Below are 19,101 nucleotides of genomic sequence, written 5' to 3' on the forward strand. Positions count from 1 at the left end.
TTCTAGACTATAATACACTAAAATATCTTGCCTCAGGGTGAGAAAATACCATAGCCGTTACGGACGCTTCTGGCTCCATCATGAATCCTTCTGTTAATGAAATACCTATTTCCTCTGGATGAATTAAGCGAAATAGCTTTTCTTGATCTGCAAGTTCTGGACACGCCGGATAACCAAATGACACTCGTATTCCTCTATATTTCGTACGGAAACGTTCTTCCATCGTCAGTTCAGGTGAGTCCGGAATGCCCCAGCGGTCACGAATGAGCATATGTGTTTTTTCAGCAAGTCCTTCCGCTAATTCAAGCGCTAACGATTGAATGGCATGACTACGTAGGTAATCACCTTTCGCCTTCCACTCTTCAGCAATATCCCGAACTCCTTCCCCAACCGTAACAGATAAGAAAGCAACATAGTCCATCTCATCTCCTATTGGGCGCAAATAATCACCTAAAGTACGATAGGGAGCCTTTCCTTGTCTAGGGAATGTGAAACGCTCTATAACACGCGTATGATCTTCTGGATCATATATTACAATGTTTTGTCCGTCGCTTTGCGCTGGGAAAAATTGATACACTGCTTTCGGCTTTAACCAAGATTGTCCTTCCTGCAATAATTCATCTATTAAATCATTTAATTCATGTGCTCTCTTATCTCCCTCTTTCAAAAGCTTCTTCACATTTCCTTTTAATCCAAGGTGATGCCCAAGTAGCATTTGTCTATTCAGAAATGGTGCGAGATGAAGGGCGGGAACATCTCGTAATACAATTCGTTTTGTTGAATCAGGCACCATAACCTCTGATTTTGGTAATGGCTCAATTACTGCTGGAATTTCTACTTTCTTCTCCTCTTTTTTTACGATATGAAGATGACGTTCTTTTTTATCCTGCTTCATCTTCTCACGCTCTTCTTCTTTTTGAAGCTTATTAATAATATCGAGCCCCGTCATCGCATCACTCGCATAACAAACGAGTCCTTTATATGATGGTGAAATCCGATTATCTGTAAACTTTCTCGTTAACGCTGCACCACCTACAACAATGGGCACATCAATATTTGCCGCTTTTAAATCTTCAGCAGTCGTTACCATTTGTTGAGCTGATTTTACTAATAAACCTGAAAGGCCTATAATGTCCGGCTTCTTTTCTTGTACTTCTTGAACAATTCGATCCGAACGTACATTAATTCCTAAATTAATAATCTCATATCCGTTATTCGCTAAAATAATTTCAACGAGATTTTTCCCAATATCATGCACATCACCTTTTACTGTTGCTAACAATACTTTCCCTTTTTTCGCACTATCACTAGATTCCATATGTGGCTCTAAATAGCTTACAGCGGCTTTCATACTTTCGGCACTTTGCAATACTTCAGCAACAATAAGTTCATTATTATTAAATAGTCGTCCTACCTCGTCCATCCCTGTCATAAGCGGACCGTTAATAATATCAAGAGGTTTTCTTCCTTCTTCAAGTGCAAGACTTAAATCCTCGTGTAATCCTTGTTTCGTACCTTCTACAATATAATTTGCTAGTCTTTCATCAAGCGTTAACGTTTCTTGCACAACGACATCTTTCTTTTTAGCAACTCGGTAAAAGTTTGTAAATTCTTCTAACGTCTCTTTCGTCGTTTCAAACAGTAATGCATCTGCAAGGCGTTTTTCTTCCTCTGGAATCGACGCATAGCGTTCTAATTTTTCCGTATTCACAATCGCGTAATCTAATCCTGCTTTCGTAGCATGATATAAAAAGACTGAATTTAATACTTCACGTCCAGCCGGTGGTAAACCAAATGATATGTTACTTACACCTAAAATCGTTAAACACTCTGGTAACGCTTCTTTAATAAGGCGAATTCCTTCTATAGTCGCTGCCGCTGAGCCAATATATTCTTCATCACCTGTCCCTACTGGAAACACAAGTGCATCAAAAATAATATCTGACGGGCGTATCCCATACTTCTTTGTAAGTAATTCATAGCTTCTTTTCGCAATTTCTATCTTTCGTTCCGCACTAACCGCCATACCGTCTTCATCAATTGTTCCTACAACTATAGCGGCACCATACTTTTGAAGAAGCGGTGTCACTTTTTTAAATCGTTCTTCTCCATCTTCTAAATTAATTGAATTAATAACAGCTTTTCCTTGAATATAAGTAAGAGCTCGCTCCATCACATTTTCATCTGTTGAATCAATCATAATCGGTACTTTTAAAACTTTCGTAACTTCTGCTAAGAAGTTTTCCATATCTTCTATTTCATCGCGATCAGGATCTGCCATACAAATGTCAATAATATGAGCATTTTTCTTCACTTGCGCTCTTGCCACTTCAGCAGCCTCTTCAAATTTCCCTTCTGCTACTAAGCGTTTAAATTTACGTGACCCAATAACATTCGTTCTTTCACCTACAAATAACGGTCTCATAGACTCATCATATTGCAGTGCTTCTAATCCACTAATTCCATGTCCTTCTCTCTCATGATGGTCACGAGGCCTAAGAGATGCTAGCGCGGATTTCATTGCTTTTATATGTTCTGGTGTCGTGCCACAACAACCACCAATAATATTAACCCATCCTTCTTCAGCAAATCGCTTCACCTTTTCAGCAAGAGAAGATGGAGATTCATGGTAATGTCCATCTTCATCAGGAAGACCTGCATTTGGATAACAAGAAATGTAACACTCCGATAAATCAGATAGTGAACGAATATGGTCCCTCATAAACTCCGGACCAGTCGCACAGTTTAGCCCAACAGATAATGGTTTCATATGTTCTACTGATAAATAAAAAGCTTCAATTGTTTGCCCAGCCAGAGTCGTTCCCATTGGCTCAATCGTTCCTGAAATCATAATAGGAACCGTTTTTTTCAGTTCTTCAAAAGCGGCTTGAATTCCAATATAAGCTGCTTTCACGTTACGCATATCTTGACTCGTCTCAACGAGTAATACATCAACTGCTCCTTTTAATAATCCTCGTGCCTGCCTTGTATAAGCCTCAATCAATTCTTCAAAAGTCACACCACCTGTAACACTAATTGCTTTCGTTGTTGGTCCCATCGCTCCCGCAACATATACTTCCTTCCCGCTTTCTTTAACAGCTTGCTTCGCCAAAAGTGCTGCCTTTTCATTTAGTTCTTCATCTAAATGAGACAGATCATAATCACTTAGTACAATATTCGTTGCCCCAAATGTATTTGTTTCAATAATATCCGCTCCAGCTTCAATATAAGCTTTATGAATCTTTAAAATAACGTCTGGTCTTGTTTCCACTAAATATTCATTACAGCCCTCGTACTCTTCTCCTCCGAAATCTTCAGCAGTTAAATCCTCTTGCTGAATCATTGTCCCCATTGCACCATCTAATATTAAAATGCTATTTTTTAATTTTTCTTCTATACACTTCATCAATTAATACCTTCTTTCACTTCTTGCTTTTCTCTTACATATTTAACAAGATGTTCTGTAATTTCATACTTTAAAAATGGTGTAATAAGATAAATACCATTAAAATATTTCATCGCTGCGTCGACCAATTCTTGTGAAATGCGGATCCCTTCCTCAATTGCTGCCTCTTTCGTTTCATGTCCATCCATTCTCTCTCTTATTTCTTCAGGAAGAGTAATACCCGGCACCTCAAAATGAAGAAAATCTGCATTCCGCTTACTTACTAACGGCATAATTCCAATAAAAATAGGTTGTTCCAAATGCTTTGTCGCTTCATACACTTCTTCAATTAACTTGATATCGTAAATTGGCTGAGTTAAAAAATACTCCGCTCCAGCATCTATTTTTCGTTCCATTCGCTTAACCGCTGCTTTTAAGTGCCTCACGTGAGGATTAAATGCGCCGCCTACAGAAAACCTTGTCGCCGGTCCAATTGATTTCCCTAAAATTGAACGTCCATCGTTCATTTCTTTAATCATTTTAATAAGCTCAATAGAGGATAAATCATATACAGAAGTGGCACCGGGAAAATCACCAACGCGCGCTGGATCACCAGTTAAAGCTAACACTTCTTCCATCCCTAACGCCGATAAACCTAACAAATGAGATTGTAGTCCAATGACGTTATGATCTCTACACGTTAAATGCGTCAATACTGGGATATCATGCTTCGTTAATAACGCACCCATCGCCATATTAGAAACACGAGGCGATGCTAATGAATTATCTGCTAGAGTAATAGCATCTGCTCCCGCTCTTTTTAACGCTCTTGCTCCTTCAAAAAAACGCTGTGTATCTAACGTTTTCGGTGGATCTAATTCCACTACAACTGTCGTTTGTTTTTTCGCTTTCTCTGCTAGAGTGACGTGAGCCTTCGAACGTTTCTCATGCGTATGAACGACTTTCGGCCTTTGAATCGTGTCTTTTTCTATTACAGGGGTAATATTCGCAACAGCGCGCTTCATACTTTGAATATGTTCTGGAGTCGTACCACAACAACCACCCAATAACCGAATACCTTGCTCAATAAATCTCGGTGTCATCGCTTCAAAATAAGCTGGGCTTCCCTCATATACGTAACGTCCATCCACATAATTCGGGAGGCCTGCATTTGGGTATGCTGATAAATAGCCATTTTGAGGAATCGATATCATTTTGAAAGCTTCCGTCATATGAAGCGGCCCTAGTTGACAATTCAATCCAACAACATTTGCACCGTAATCTATAAGTTGCTTTAATATTTCATTGACATCATTTCCATTTTGAGTCGTACCTGCTTCATGTAACGCTAATTGCGCAACAATTGGAATATTCGTTTGCTTACGCAATACTTTAACGGCATGAAGTAATTCAAATTCATCGTAAAAAGTTTCTAATAGTAATCCATCAACCTGTTCTTCTAGTAAAGCCCCTGCCTGTTCAAGTAACATAAACTCTCTTTCCATATCAGTCGTTGTAACAGCTCCGATATGTTTCATACCACCAATTGTTCCTAAAATTGCATTTTTATCTGTCACAGATGCTTTCGCTAGTTTTACTGCCGCTCTATTAATTTCTGTAACTTGATTTTCTAAACCATACATACGTAATTTCGCCTCATTTGCTCCATACGTATTCGTTTGAATTACATCTGCTCCAGCAGCTACATATTGTTTATGAATCGATATAATTAAGTCTGGATCAGATACATTCAATTCTTCAAAGCTACTTTGCAAACCATGTGAATGCAATAACGTCCCAACCGCACCATCACCTATTACAATTCCTTTTGATAATAAATCTAGTAATTTCACGACTCTCCCTCATTTCTATCAATATAAAAACCCCCTCTTCACTTTGAAGAGGGGGACATAATCGTTCCTCCTCTTATTATGCAAAACATTCGTTTTGCAGGTATTAGCACCGTTTCAAACATTTCGTTTGAAGGTTGCCGGGTTTCACAGGGCCTTTCCCTCCACCGCTCTCAATAAGAGTTGTCTTTATTATTTTATTTATGTAGCTAAAAGGAAATGCGTTCCCCTTTTAACAATGTTTGTTAATTTTTTAATAAATTTAGCATGCACAAAAGTAAAAGTCAATGACACTTGCGGAAAAATAAAAATTATTTAAAATAAAGTTGCAATTCAGTTATATTTTATTGTAAAGTTAAAAACATAATAAAAATTTCATACGAACATTCTTATCTAGAGAGGTAGAGGGACTGGCCCTGTGACGCCTCAGCAACCATTAACATTTTGTTAATAAGGTGCTAATTCCAGCAAATTGTGAAAGATTTGACAGATGAGAAGAAGACTCTATTCAAACCGAAAGCCTTCTTCTTAGAAGGCTTTTTTTATTTTATATTCACTTAATGTTTCAATTTAAAAAGGAGGAATTTTCATATGTCAACAATCGAAACAAAACTAGCACAAATCGGAAATCGCAGTGAAACTACAACCGGAACGGTTAATCCACCAGTTTATTTCTCAACCGCTTATCGTCACGAAGGAATTGGTAAATCTACTGGCTTTGACTATTCACGAACTGGCAATCCAACTCGAGGTCTTTTAGAACAGGCGATCGCAGACTTAGAATATGGCGAACAAGGTTATGCCTGTAGTTCAGGGATGGCGGCTGTTCTCCTCGTCCTTTCTCTATTCCGCTCTGGAGACGAACTTATTGTATCTGAAGATTTATACGGGGGAACGTATCGATTATTTTCTGAGCATGAAAAAAAGTGGAATGTTCGATGTAGATACGTAAATACACAGTCTATTAAACAAATTGAGCAAGCTATCACAACTGAAACGAAGGCTATTTTCATAGAAACTCCAACTAATCCATTAATGCAAGTTACTGATATTGCTGCTGTCGCAACTGTAGCGAAAAGGAACGGACTACTCCTTATTGTAGACAACACTTTCTACACACCTTATATACAGCAACCATTAACAGAAGGTGCTGACATTGTACTTCATAGCGCAACGAAATATTTAGGGGGACATAACGATGTACTAAGCGGGCTTGTCGTTGCAAAAGGAAAGGAACTTTGCGAGGAAATCGCTCATTATCATAATGCATCAGGTGCAGTTTTAAGCCCATTTGACTCATGGTTATTAATTCGCGGTATGAAAACGTTAGCGCTTCGCATGAGGCAACATGAAGAAAATGCGAAAGCAGTTGTTGCGTATTTAAATGATGAAGACGGGGTGACAGATGTATTTTATCCAGGAAGAGGCGGCATGATCTCATTCCGCCTTAAAGATGAAGCTTGGATTAATCCATTCTTACAATCTTTATCCTTAATTACATTTGCCGAAAGTCTTGGTGGTGTAGAAAGTTTAATGACTTATCCAGCAACGCAAACACATGCTGATATTCCTGAAGAAATTAGAACAGCAAACGGCGTATGCAATCGTCTTCTTCGATTCTCAGTTGGCATTGAAAATAGTAACGATTTAATTCAAGACTTAAAGCAAGCAATTAAACTCGTAAAAGAAGGTGTAAGAATATGAGCTATTCTATAGATACACTCTTACTACACAACCAATATAAACACGACTCGCAAACAGGCGCTGTGAACGTTCCTATTTATAACACATCAACTTTTCACCAGTTTGATGTAGATACGTTCGGAAAATATGACTATAGCAGGTCAGGCAATCCAACTCGTGAAGCTCTTGAAGATATCATTGCTTTATTAGAAGGCGGAACAAAAGGATTCGCCTTTGCATCAGGCATTGCAGCGATTTCCACTGCATTCCTCCTTCTTTCACAAGGTGATCACGTACTCATTTCAGAAGATGTGTACGGAGGCACTTACCGAGTGATAACTGAGGTACTCTCCCGTTACGGTGTTTCACATACATTTGTTGATATGACCAATTTAGAAGAAATAAAACAAAACATTAAACCAAATACAAAGCTCTTTTATGTAGAAACACCTTCTAACCCACTTTTAAAAGTGACAGATATTCGCGAGGTTTCTAAACTCGCAAAATCTATTGGGGCTCTTACTTTTGTTGATAATACATTTTTGACACCACTATTCCAAAAACCACTTGAACTTGGAGCTGATGTCGTTCTTCATAGTGCTACAAAATTTATTGCTGGTCATAGTGATGTTACTGCCGGATTAGCAGTAGTAAAAGATTCAGAACTCGCTCAAAAGCTTGGATTTTTACAAAATGCATTCGGTGCTATTTTAGGACCTCAAGATTGTTCTCTCGTACTTCGCGGTCTAAAAACATTGCATGTACGCCTCGAACATTCAGCTAAAAATGCCAATAAAATCGCACATTATTTACAAGAACACTCTAAAGTAAAAAATGTCTATTATCCGGGATTACAAACTCATCTCGGATTTGATATTCTACAATCTCAAGCAACATCAGCTGGAGCGGTCTTATCGTTTACTTTGCAGTCAGAAGATGCACTCCGCAAATTTTTATCAAAAGTAAAATTGCCTGTTTTTGCAGTTAGTTTAGGAGCTGTAGAGTCAATTCTTTCTTATCCAGCAAAAATGTCACATGCAGCACTGTCGCAAGAAGCTCGTGATAAAAGAGGAATCTCTAATTCATTACTTCGGTTATCAGTCGGTCTTGAAAATGTTAACGATTTAATATCCGATTTTGAAAATGCCCTTTCTTATGTAGAAGAGCCTGTAAATGCATAGAGAAAAAGAAGATATGAGATTAGGTTTTCATATCTTCTTTTTATGCGGTTTAGCTATATTCATTTGAATTTCTTCTTTTCTTATAGTCCATAAAAAATAAAAGTATATCATCTATTTCTAAATAATGGATTAATTGATATATTAAGAAATAAAAAGGGGTGAAAATAATGGATACTTGTGCAGATATTTTAATCGTTATCGATTTACAAAATGGCGTATGTTATAGCGAGGAGCATTTATTTGATTTACAGAACTTACTAAAAAAAGTAAATAAAAGAATTTCTTCATATAGAAAATTAAATAAACCAATCCTTTTTGTTCAACATTGTGATGATGATTTAGTACCCGAGAAAGAACTTTGGGCTATTCATACCGATCTAGATGTTCAAGAACAAGATTTTTTTGTAAGAAAAACACATGCAAATTCATTTTATAAAACAAACTTAAAAGAAATTTTAGATCAATTATCTGTAAATCGCATTGAATTTTGTGGCGCCCAAACAGAGTACTGTATGGATGCAACGATTAAGTTTGCCCACGGACTAGGATACGAAAACTTTATGGGACAGAAAACAACCTCTACGTTGAATAATCCTTTTATGTCCGCAAAAGAGACAATTGATTTTTATGAGAACATATGGAATCACAGATTTTTAACGTTGCTAAAAGATGAATTTTAGAATAAATGACTAATGACTTGATCATCCTAAGATTTATCAGCCGTAATCAAATATTTCATTATCACCATAAAGAAGCGAATGACATTCAGCTTCTTTTCTTTTAACCTGTTTTATATTCTATATATATCATTATAATTCCTTTGTCATATTATTTTAAAAATTTCGTATATTCATTTGAAAGAATAAGAAAATCATGATAAAATTGTGTTACAAATATATCTATATCTTTCAATTTTTAAAACGCATCGAAATTTTCACCCAAAAATGTCATTTTACAAAAACATGCTAATTTACCTATTTTATTTACATCCGGGTCTCTTTTCTTACAATTTCTTTACTTTAGGACTTTTTTTCTGCAACAACTATTTTCTTTTCTTTAAATTTTTGGTATGTATAGTATGGTATAATAGCTCACACGGAGGTGGAAAAGAACATGTTAGAAACCTTTCAAAAAGAATTAGAACTATATGAAAGTAATGCAGAATTATTAAAAGTGCTAGCTCATCCTGTTCGTTTATGTATCGTAAAAGGATTAATCGAGCGCGGTCCAAGCAACGTTTCTACAATGTATACTGGCTTAAACATGCCACAATCTACAATTTCACAGCATTTAGCAAAATTAAAAAGCGCTAAAATCGTTTCTAGTGAAAGAAAAGGATTGGAAATTTATTACAAAGTAGAGAATGAAACAATCATTCAACTCGTTCGTGTATTATTAGGTTAGGGACTAATAATCGCAGAAAAAGAACGTATTCTATATTTTTTATCTCATATCTTTAATATAAATATATATCATGAGAGGAAATATATAATACTACATAAGTCGTATTAAAAAACAAGACACAGTATATACTGTGTCTTGTTTTTTATATTGTTACATACCGATCCAAATGTAAATGTTGCATATCTTTTGTATGTATAACAACATCAAACGAACTCCCTACTCCTCCATTTAAAATCATAGAACGAACTGCTCGATTTTGTTTTTGCGTTTCAGAAAAAGGATTCGTATCTTGATGGCTCGTAAGCTGTTCTAATATCCCTGCAGCTAACAAGAACTCAGATTGTTTCTTATGCCATACTGCACTCATTCCTTGCATACTAAAGATCTCCTTTAGCTCGTCCCAATGAACATGAGTAGTAAGATCCATTTCACCTGGATGCGCTAGTGGGTTACGCATTAGCTTATGCTGATAATATCCTCGCAAACTTCCTTCGCGGTGTGCTGGATGCATCCATTCTTCTTTTGTGTATCCGTAATCAACTGTGATACATATACCTTTTTGAAACCATTTCGAAATTTCTTTTATATACTCCTCCATAACAATTGGTACTTCAAAACGTTGCCCTTCAGCAATATAAATATTATATTTCAATAAATAGCGACCAATTCTTTTATTTAACGGCCTACATACTTCTGAAAGGTTTCCTTCTTCTGTATATGTAATACGTACTTCATACAATATACCATTTCTTTTCTCAATTACTTCAACAGGAAATGCATCAAACAACTCATTCGAAAAAAGAATTCCCTCGAAAGAATCTCCCATTTCACTATAGGAGGTATAGTACGATACATTAGAAAATGAGCCAAGTTGCTCCTGCTGTAATTTCCTATGAAAAGGGCTCACTTCAATCATTGAATAGTTTAAATTAATAAAGGTGTTTGGAGATAATTGCTTCCATTCTTGTAAAACATCATAGGCAAACTTCCCTGTTCCCCCACCAACCTCACAAATATTCGAAGCAACTTCACCATTTTCAACAAGACGAATAAAAAGTTTAGCAAAAGTTTTTGCAAAAACAGAGGATACATTGCTACTTGTAAAAAAATCCCCTTGTCTTCCAATCTTTTCACGTTCTTTCATATAATATCCATGACCCTCCGTATACAATACAAGGTTCATATACGTACTATATGAAATTGAATAATCCTTTTCTTTCCCCATCCATTCTCTTAAAATGAGCTCCATTCCCATAATGACTCCTTATTGTAAAAACGGATTATTTTCTTTTTCAAAGCCAATGCTTGTTTCTGGACCATGTCCACATAACACCGCTGTTTCATCTGGTAATACAAATAATTTCTCTTCAATACTTCCAATTAATTCAGCAAAACTTCCACCAGGCAAATCTGTTCTTCCAATGCTCATTTGGAACAATACATCTCCTGAGAATACAGCATTCGCTTCTTTACTATAATAAGAAATACTTCCTGGAGAATGTCCTGGTGTCTCAAAAACTTCAAAATTAAATGATCCAATTGTTAATGTACCTTCTGCATCAATAATATGATCCGCTGGTTTTGCTGTAATACTGCGGTTCATCATAAAAATTTGAGAGCCGTTTACAGTTGCATCTCCTAACCAATCTGCTTCTTCTTTATGTACGTACACAGGAATATAAAAAGCGTCTCTTACGGCATCAACAGCACCGATATGATCAAAGTGAGCATGTGTTAATAAAACAGCCAATGGTTTTAATTGTTCTTCTTGTAAATATGTAACGAGCTTTTCACCTTCATGACCAGGGTCAAAGATAATGCACTCTTTTTGATCGTTCATTAAAATATAAGCATTTGTTTGTAATGGGCCTAACGGCATTTGTATCCATTTCATATAAAAATCTCCTCCAGTTATTAAAAACTTACTTTTAATGATACAACATTTCTTTCTCTGAGGAAAAGAAAGGATGCTATCTCGACAATCATTTTTAAAACATGTACAATATAAAAGAGTAAATATTCCAAAAACTCATAATAAGAAATGGGTAGACAGAGGAGGATATTGTATGGGCCTTGTTATTATTTTTACACTTGTCACTCTGTTAGCTGTATTTGCTACGCTTAGAACACTTCGTGAAAAAAACTTTTTCGCGAGCGGCTTTGCAATTGCAACTGTACTCGTTTTCGGATGGTTTACGATCATGACTGTTCTATATAACGGGTATCCACCAGCAGCTTAATTCGTTTACACTTTATTCTTCATCGAGATTTTACACAAAAAGAGGAAGGGTTCCCCCTTCCTCTTTTCATATTTCACAACTTATATCATCTTCGCTTCGTATTTGTGCTTTTTTACAAGCCAAGCTCCTCCGATAACACCTGCATCATTACCAAGTGTTGCAATAGCTAACTTCGTGCTCTTTACAGCACGTGAGAAAGCGTATTGCTCGAAATAGCGTTGAATTGGTTCTAATAGCGCATCTCCAGCTTTAGACACGCCTCCACCAATAACAATTTTCTCTGGGTTCAATGTACTAGAAAGGTTCGCTACAGCTAATCCTAAATAAGAAGCTACTTTTTCTACTACTTCACCTGCTAATTCATCACCTTGTCCAAGTGCTTCAAAGACATCTTTTGATGTAATACGTCCTTCTTCAGCTAACATAGAACGCAACACGCTCTCTTTATTAGTCTCTTGTATTTTTTGCATAGCAACACGTACAATACCTGTCGCAGATGCTACTGTTTCTAAGCAACCAGACTTCCCGCAATTACATGGGAAAGCATTTTCTGTAACGACTGTAATATGTCCAATCTCACCAGCAGCACCACTCACGCCGTGTACAATCTCACCATTGGCGATTACACCACCACCAACGCCCGTACCAAGTGTCATACAGATTAAATCTTTTGCACCTTCACCAGCACCTTTCCACATTTCACCAAGCGCTGCTAAGTTCGCATCATTATCAATAACAACAGGTAATCCTGTTTCTACTTCTAATAAATCTTTTAACGGATAGTTTTTCCATCCTAAATTAACCGCTTCATAAATCATTCCAGACGCCACATGTACAGGACCAGGAGCTCCCATACCAATACCAATTAATTTGCTCTTCAATTCGCCTAATTCTTCTAGCTTTTTATCAATTGCTTTCGCAACATCAAGTGTAATATGTTTTCCTTGCTCACCTGTATTCGTAGGGATTTCCCACTTATGTAAAATTTCACCGTATACATTAATAAATGCTAATTTAATCGTTGTACCACCAAGGTCAACACCAACTAACCATTTCTCTTCCATGTTGCTTACCTACCTTTATCTAATTCTTATTTAGCTCTTTTTGAATTTCTTGCTTCAATAAAAATAAAGCTGTTTGATAGTCTTGTGGATCGATTAGCTGTGATTGATTTAATTCACGCAATTCATCTTGCATTAATTGTAAATCTGCAATTCGATCTCCCGTATAAATAATCGTACCAAATTTCTTTAGCAATTGCTGAATATCATAAATAGATACCATTTCATCACCCTCTATGCTCACTTACTATAAAAAATTATAATAAGAAAACGTTCACATATTTTATTATAATCAAGAAGAAAAAGTCTCGTCAATTTTTATTTGTCTATACAAGCTTATTTATAAGCAGTGTTCCTTTTTCTGTAATAATTTTTTCTATGTTTTTATCAAATGGCTCTACTGGAATGTGTTTTACCATTTGAAAATCATACGCTAATGACAGCGTTTTCCCTTTATAATGCACGAGATAACGATCATAATAGCCACCGCCGTACCCAATTCGCTCTCCTCGTTCTGTATAAGCTACGCCTGGGACAATTTGAAGATCAATTTCATCCATATTCACTTCTTCCGTAAGCCCGGGAATCGGTTCACGTAAATTCATATACACCGTTTCTAATTGATCAAAATCATTAATTTGCCGGAAGGACATCGTTCTAGTTCCTTTATTACACTTAGGAACTACAACTTTCTTTCCTTCTTCCCAAGCTTTTTCGATAATAGGATATGTATTCACTTCATTTTCCATTGAAAGAGTAATTCCAATTGTTTTAGCTTCAACCCACTCTTTTTGCGCATACAACGAAAATGCAATCTGTTCTGATAAAGTTGTATACTGTTCTTCTGATAAAGAATTCATGTGTTCTATTATTTGTTTACGTAAACGTACTTTCTCTGCTTTCACACATTCTCCCCCTTACAGTGACACTTTACTCTATGCTGATAGTGTATCACTTTTAACATAGGAATCGAATAAAAAAAGAAACAGTAGGAAAATATTCCTACTGCTTACTTTGTTTCACGGTGTAACGTAGACTTCTTGTCACGCTTGCAATACTTTTTAAGCTCGATACGCTCAGCGTTGTTACGTTTATTTTTCTTTGAGATATAGTTACGATCTCCGCATTCTGTACATGCTAGAGTAATATTCACACGCATTCTTATTTCCCTCCAGTACTAATAACTTAAATCAGACTATACTATAATACCACTTTTAAAATAAAAATTCTACACCTTTTGATATTGTCTAATTTTTTCTATAAGATTTTTCATATTTTCCCTTGCTATTACTGGGTTTCTAGCATGTGAATACACCAAAAATTTTGGTTGTTTTGTGTCAGAAACGATATAAGACCACTCTTTTTCAGTATATTTGAACTGTACTCCTTCAAATATACCTTCTCCCTTCCTTTCTATATCATCCAATAATTTCCTCATAATTTCCCCTTTTTCATTCCATGAACATACCACTTCATCATAAAGTAAATAGAGCGGAGGTGATTGCTCTACTATGCTGAGAAACGTTTTTCCTTGCAATGCTATTAGCTCGAATAATTTTCCAATCCGATATAAAATATCTCGCTTCCACCTTACTTGAAACGACTTTCTTTCATCCTGCGTATAAAATAGAAGATAACATTCTCCTAACTTCAAAGACATTGGGTAAATATTTCCTGTCGATTCGAGTAAGAAATCTGGAATATCGACCTCTTCCAAATCTGTACCTTGGTAAATATTACTATGTTTATCGTATAACTCGAAATGATTTCCTTGCTCAGAAAACATAAGAGCCATATTCGCTTTACTTGATTTCATCAAAGCTTTCACATGATCTTTTTGTTCGCTTGCATAAATCCATGTAACTGTACAACCAAGTCTTTGTAGAAAGAGCATAAGTAAATGTTGCAACGTATCATTTCTCTTATTAATAAGAAGATGAAACTTCTGCATCTGTATTTTCTCGATATCAATATGCCCCAATATAACTTCTATATACTCATTCATAGAAACATGAACCAGCTTATTTCGCCCCATCTCTTTCTCATGCACGTAATAAAACAATTCGGACATATATACTTGTTCTATCTCTTTTTGCTGCTTATACGTTAACGGCATGCCAGCTTGACCATACAACTTTATAACAATCTCATTCTCATTCTCCACTTGAATGAAAACCCCACCTGCACATTGCAAATGATGAACACTATATTGAAAAAGTGACTCGTTCATTTCTTTACATTCCATCGTATGAATCCCTATACCATGAATAGCATGTAAAAATAAATTTTTATAAGAGGTTGTTTCTATATTTTCTTGACTTCCAATTAATATACTTTCTCCTTTTTTAAAAAGAGAACCATACGCCATCGCAATCTTCACGATAAACTGGGGAGTAATTTCAACATTCCCTCTTCCTACAATGCGGCTTTTTTGTAACCACCCTGCACTCATTTCACTCTCTTGAATACCAGCCGCTCCTACTATCGAATGACTATCAATCGCCTTATAAGGCCATAGTTTTCCTTTTTGCTTAATTACCGTACTTCTTCCGATGTGACAGTGATCCGCTACAACACTTTTTTGAAACAGTGTAACATCATCTTCAACTATTGTACGCTCTCCTATTGTCGTTTCTAATAGTTCACAATACTTCCCAATGTGGGCATTTGCAAAAACAATACTTTTTTGAAGATGAGAATAATTTGAAACGATACTATTTTTCCCAATAATAGAATATGGCTCAATTACAGCTCCTGTACCAATCTTTGCTCCTTCTCCAATAAAAGAGGGGCCATGAATTTTCGTCCCTTTACCAATCGTCACCCCTTCTCCCATCCATACCATCGGTAATACTTCTGTATAAGGAATAGGTACTTGTAACTTTTTCGTTAACAAATCAAATTGTGCTTGTCGATATTGATTAAATGTGCCGATATCTAACCAATAACCTTCTGACAAATATGCGAATAACACATTTTTGTTTGCCAATAACGGAAACACATCATGACTGAAATCAAAAAATTGCCTAGGCGGTATGTAAGAAAAGACTTCTGGCTCCATAATATATATGCCTGTATTCACAACATTAGATACTACCTCATTCCAGCCCGGCTTTTCTATATATCGTGTAACCTCCTGGTCTTTATTCATTACAACCAATCCAAATGAGAGTGGATTTTCTACTTCTTTCACAAACATTGTTACCATTCTTTTCTTTTGTTCATGAAACCTAATTCCTTCTGATAATTGAAAGTCAGTTAATGCATCCCCGCTTATCACAACAAATGTTTCATCTAAAAATTGTTCTGCTTGTTTAATACTCCCTGCTGTGCCAAGCGGAGGAGAGTCTTCAAAATAATACAAGTTAACTCCCCATTTACTACCGTCACCAAAATATTGCTTAATGGTCGTACTCATATATTGAACAGTAATTGCAATTTCACGAATACCATGCTGGCGTAATAACTCAATATTATATTCTAAAACTGGTTTTTCTAATAATGGTAACATCGGCTTTGGAGTATTACATGTTAATGGTCTAAGGCGCCTTCCTTTTCCTCCAGCTAAAATAACCCCCTTCATATACTTCAGCCTCCACTTATATAATGTTCAGTAACTCCATATACCATATGTATATTCCCTATCCCACATGAACTAGCAGCATAAACTTGATTAGTTAAACACATCCTCATTTAGAAGACTATATAATTAAATTTCTAACCTATAAAAACGTACATTTCAAACAACAAGAAAGCGCTTACTATAAATTGGTAAATAATACTTATTAACGACAAACATATATACTAATTTTTCCATTACATTATGATACATCTTATCATCATAAACTAAAGGAAACAACGAGCTTTTTTTGTCATGTTTTGACTAAAAAAAGCAGGTGATTTCTCATCACCTACTTTCATTCCTACTCATTCAATAAATAATGCTTTCCTTTTACTAAATAAAAGACATTTTCAGCAATATTTGTAATATGATCTGCTACACGCTCAATATATCTCGCGACAAATGATAATTGTGTAATTTGCGTAATTGCTTCTGGTTGTTCCGGAACTGAAGATATAAACTCACGAATTGCTTTTCCATATATTTCATCAACGGAATCATCCATTTCAGCAATTTGTTTCGCAAAAGTTAAATTTTCTTGTTCATATGCTTCTAACGCTAAATGCAACATCTCATTTGCAACCGCAAACATTTCATCTAGGTTGTGCAAACTAACAGCCACTTCTTTTTCCCCAAGACGAATTGTAGCCTTTGCAATATTAACAGCATGATCTGCAATGCGCTCTAAATCTGTCGCTGTTTTAATTGAAATAAAAATCCTTCTTAAGTCACTTGCTACAGGTTGCTGCTTCGTAATGAGCATAAGCGCAAGATCGTTTATTTCCTCTTCTAAATTATCCATGCGGTAATCACCATCAATGACCTCTAACGCTTTCTCTACATCTCTTGTATGCAGACCTTCCATAGCAATCAATAAAGCCGCATTTGCTAATTCTCCAAGCTCAATCACCTTTTGCTGTAACGCTTTTAAATCACCTTGAAACTGTTCTCTTACCATTTTTCTTCCCCCTCAATATTATGTGCCATTATATAAAAGTGAAACTTTAATCAACCCTCATCAATCGGGATTTGATAGGCAGCAAGATCCCCTCCCTAACTTCTTTGCTTTCGCTAAATTTTAAGGTGGGGGTCTTACTGCCCGCAAATAGCGGGGTAAATCTCCTACATAGCCTCTTACGCTTGTAATAAAACTTAAGATAAGGAGAAGTATTACTTCTTTATTAACAGTAAGATAAAATAAGAAATGCCCTCTGTTAAGAGGGCATTTGCTCTTAGCTTTGAAACGATATCAACCAAAGCGACCTGTAATATAATCTTCTGTACGCTTATCTGAAGGAGTCGTAAATAATTTGTTTGTATCTGTATACTCCACAACTTCCCCGCTTAAGAAGAAAGCTGTTTTGTCTGAAATACGCGCTGCTTGTTGCATATTATGCGTTACGATAACAATACTAAAATCTTTCTTTAGCTCTTGAATTAATTCTTCTACTTTTAATGTTGAAATTGGGTCTAATGCCGATGTTGGCTCATCCATTAAAATAACGTCTGGCTCAATAGCTAAGCAGCGTGCGATGCATAGACGCTGTTGCTGTCCACCAGATAAACCGTATGCATTATCGTGCAAACGATCTTTTAACTCATCCCAAATCGCTGCTCCACGTAAACTTTTTTCAACAATTTCATCTAATGTCTTTTTGTCACGAATACCATGGATTTTTGGACCGTATGTTACATTCTCATAAATAGATTTTGGAAATGGATTTGGCTTTTGGAACACCATTCCTACATGCGTTCTTAATTCTTCAACTGGATATGATTTATCAAATATATTGCGTTCTCTATACTCAATTACACCTGTAGTTCGAACGATCGGTACTAACTCTACCATGCGATTTAATGTTTTTAAGTACGTTGATTTACCACAGCCACTTGGACCGATAATGGCTGTAACTTCATTCTCATGAATACTTAAATTAATATCTTTTAAAGCATGGTCTTCCCCGTACCATAAATTTAAGTTTTTCGTATCAAATACTACCTTCTTTGGCGCAGTCTCGATTTTCTCTTCGTTTTTCACCTGTACATTTACTACTGTTGCTACCATTTGAATTCCCCTTTCATCCACTTCCAACTTATTTTCGATTTCGTAACCATAAAACAAATATATTGATAAATAGCAACAAACCTAACAAAACAATCATCCCAGCTGCTGCTACATACTGAAATTCTTCTTGTGGCCTACTCATCCAATTAAAAATTTGAATTGGTAGAACTGTAAATCTATCAAACATACTAAATGGAACATAATTTGCAAACGCAAGTGCCCCAATAACTAATAGTGGTGCAGCCTCTCCAATTGCTCTTGATATCGCTAACGTACAGCCCGTTATAATCCCTGGGAAAGCATATGGCAATACAATTTGATACATCGTTTGCCACTTCGTAGCACCTAATCCGTAAGAACCCTCTAATAAAACACTTGGTACTGATCGAATTGCTTCTTGACTCGCCACAACAACTGTTGGTAAAACGAGTAGACTCATCGTCAATGCTGCTGCAACTATACTCTCTCCTAAATGAAGAGCATATACAAAAATAGTTAAACCAAGCAATCCAAATACAACGGATGGTACTCCTGCTAACGTTTGATTATTAATCTCTATTATTTTTTTAAATAGAGATTCCTTCGCATATTGCTCTAAATAAAGTGCTGT

Annotated in this window: 17 protein-coding genes and 2 riboswitches; of the genes, 5 read left to right on the forward strand and 12 right to left on the reverse strand. The window is 36.1% G+C overall.

The annotated features are described in order from the left end of the window. Nucleotides 1-7: 7 nt before the first annotated feature. Together metH and MR107_RS13735 are read right to left on the reverse strand one after the other, a co-directional pair. Complete coding sequence (gene metH / locus MR107_RS13730; RefSeq protein ID WP_000649674.1) at nucleotides 8-3,406, reverse strand: methionine synthase; 3,399 nt, start codon at nucleotides 3,404-3,406, stop codon at nucleotides 8-10. Beyond that, on the reverse strand, nucleotides 3,406-5,238 hold the full coding sequence (locus MR107_RS13735; protein WP_000770352.1) for a bifunctional homocysteine S-methyltransferase/methylenetetrahydrofolate reductase: 1,833 nt from the start codon (nucleotides 5,236-5,238) through the stop codon (nucleotides 3,406-3,408). The genes metH and MR107_RS13735 overlap by 1 nt, the downstream gene beginning before the upstream one ends. Nucleotides 5,239-5,308: 70 nt before the next feature. Next, a riboswitch (SAM riboswitch) is annotated at nucleotides 5,309-5,418 on the reverse strand. Between the two features lie 203 nt (nucleotides 5,419-5,621). Next, nucleotides 5,622-5,732: riboswitch (SAM riboswitch) on the forward strand. Nucleotides 5,733-5,826: 94 nt separating this feature from the next. On the opposite strand from MR107_RS13735, the gene metI reads away from it, so the two are divergent. From metI to MR107_RS13755, 4 genes are all read left to right on the forward strand, one after another. Then, nucleotides 5,827-6,939 (forward strand): cystathionine gamma-synthase/O-acetylhomoserine thiolyase, encoded by a 1,113-nt coding sequence (gene metI / locus MR107_RS13740; protein WP_000103897.1) that lies wholly within the window; start codon nucleotides 5,827-5,829, stop codon nucleotides 6,937-6,939. Further along, complete coding sequence (gene metC / locus MR107_RS13745) at nucleotides 6,936-8,099, forward strand: cystathionine beta-lyase (protein WP_242292446.1); 1,164 nt, start codon at nucleotides 6,936-6,938, stop codon at nucleotides 8,097-8,099. Before metI ends, metC begins: the two co-directional genes overlap by 4 nt. A 167-nt stretch (nucleotides 8,100-8,266) precedes the next feature. Further along, nucleotides 8,267-8,779 (forward strand): cysteine hydrolase family protein, encoded by a 513-nt coding sequence (locus MR107_RS13750; protein ID WP_000379155.1) that lies wholly within the window; start codon nucleotides 8,267-8,269, stop codon nucleotides 8,777-8,779. Nucleotides 8,780-9,212: 433 nt separating this feature from the next. Then, complete coding sequence (locus MR107_RS13755; protein ID WP_000894377.1) at nucleotides 9,213-9,503, forward strand: ArsR/SmtB family transcription factor; 291 nt, start codon at nucleotides 9,213-9,215, stop codon at nucleotides 9,501-9,503. A gap of 142 nt (nucleotides 9,504-9,645) precedes the next feature. Here MR107_RS13755 and MR107_RS13760 read toward each other — a convergent pair whose 3' ends face one another. Next, a complete protein-coding gene (locus MR107_RS13760; RefSeq protein WP_226368598.1) occupies nucleotides 9,646-10,758 on the reverse strand; it encodes a class I SAM-dependent methyltransferase in 1,113 nt (370 codons plus the stop codon). Nucleotides 10,759-10,767: 9 nt separating this feature from the next. Continuing rightward, a complete protein-coding gene (locus tag MR107_RS13765; RefSeq protein WP_000871231.1) occupies nucleotides 10,768-11,397 on the reverse strand; it encodes an MBL fold metallo-hydrolase in 630 nt (209 codons plus the stop codon). A 172-nt stretch (nucleotides 11,398-11,569) separates the two neighbouring features. Between MR107_RS13765 and MR107_RS13770 the strand changes: the two genes are divergently transcribed. Beyond that, nucleotides 11,570-11,743: a DUF2759 domain-containing protein gene (locus tag MR107_RS13770; RefSeq protein ID WP_000524852.1), complete on the forward strand. Its 174-nt coding sequence runs from the start codon at nucleotides 11,570-11,572 to the stop codon at nucleotides 11,741-11,743. 80 nt (nucleotides 11,744-11,823) lie between these two features. Here MR107_RS13770 and glcK read toward each other — a convergent pair whose 3' ends face one another. The 8 genes from glcK to pstA all read right to left on the reverse strand — a co-directional run. Continuing rightward, nucleotides 11,824-12,807: a glucokinase gene (gene glcK / locus MR107_RS13775; protein ID WP_000391704.1), complete on the reverse strand. Its 984-nt coding sequence runs from the start codon at nucleotides 12,805-12,807 to the stop codon at nucleotides 11,824-11,826. 19 nt (nucleotides 12,808-12,826) lie between these two features. Continuing rightward, nucleotides 12,827-13,027, reverse strand: a complete 201-nt coding sequence (locus MR107_RS13780) for a YqgQ family protein (protein ID WP_000253699.1) — start codon at nucleotides 13,025-13,027, stop codon at nucleotides 12,827-12,829. A 103-nt stretch (nucleotides 13,028-13,130) separates the two neighbouring features. After that, nucleotides 13,131-13,709 carry a 5-formyltetrahydrofolate cyclo-ligase gene (locus MR107_RS13785; RefSeq protein WP_000642749.1) on the reverse strand — a complete coding sequence of 193 codons (579 nt, stop codon included), beginning with the start codon at nucleotides 13,707-13,709 and terminating at the stop codon, nucleotides 13,131-13,133. A gap of 104 nt (nucleotides 13,710-13,813) precedes the next feature. After that, nucleotides 13,814-13,963 carry a 50S ribosomal protein L33 gene (rpmG, locus tag MR107_RS13790; RefSeq protein ID WP_001265616.1) on the reverse strand — a complete coding sequence of 50 codons (150 nt, stop codon included), beginning with the start codon at nucleotides 13,961-13,963 and terminating at the stop codon, nucleotides 13,814-13,816. Nucleotides 13,964-14,032: 69 nt separating this feature from the next. Continuing rightward, nucleotides 14,033-16,387 carry a sugar phosphate nucleotidyltransferase gene (locus MR107_RS13795; RefSeq protein WP_000679342.1) on the reverse strand — a complete coding sequence of 785 codons (2,355 nt, stop codon included), beginning with the start codon at nucleotides 16,385-16,387 and terminating at the stop codon, nucleotides 14,033-14,035. A gap of 340 nt (nucleotides 16,388-16,727) precedes the next feature. Next, a complete protein-coding gene (phoU, locus tag MR107_RS13800; protein ID WP_000251240.1) occupies nucleotides 16,728-17,384 on the reverse strand; it encodes a phosphate signaling complex protein PhoU in 657 nt (218 codons plus the stop codon). Nucleotides 17,385-17,675: 291 nt separating this feature from the next. Beyond that, nucleotides 17,676-18,491, reverse strand: coding sequence for a phosphate ABC transporter ATP-binding protein (pstB, locus tag MR107_RS13805; RefSeq protein ID WP_000226686.1), 816 nt, complete (start codon nucleotides 18,489-18,491; stop codon nucleotides 17,676-17,678). A gap of 28 nt (nucleotides 18,492-18,519) precedes the next feature. Continuing rightward, nucleotides 18,520-19,101: phosphate ABC transporter permease PstA (gene pstA / locus MR107_RS13810; RefSeq protein ID WP_242292447.1), on the reverse strand; the 582-nt coding region annotated here is incomplete at its 5' end.

It is taken from the genome of Bacillus cereus group sp. BfR-BA-01441 (assembly GCF_022663075.1).
In the GTDB taxonomy this organism is placed as follows: Bacteria; Bacillota; Bacilli; order Bacillales; family Bacillaceae_G; genus Bacillus_A; species Bacillus_A cereus.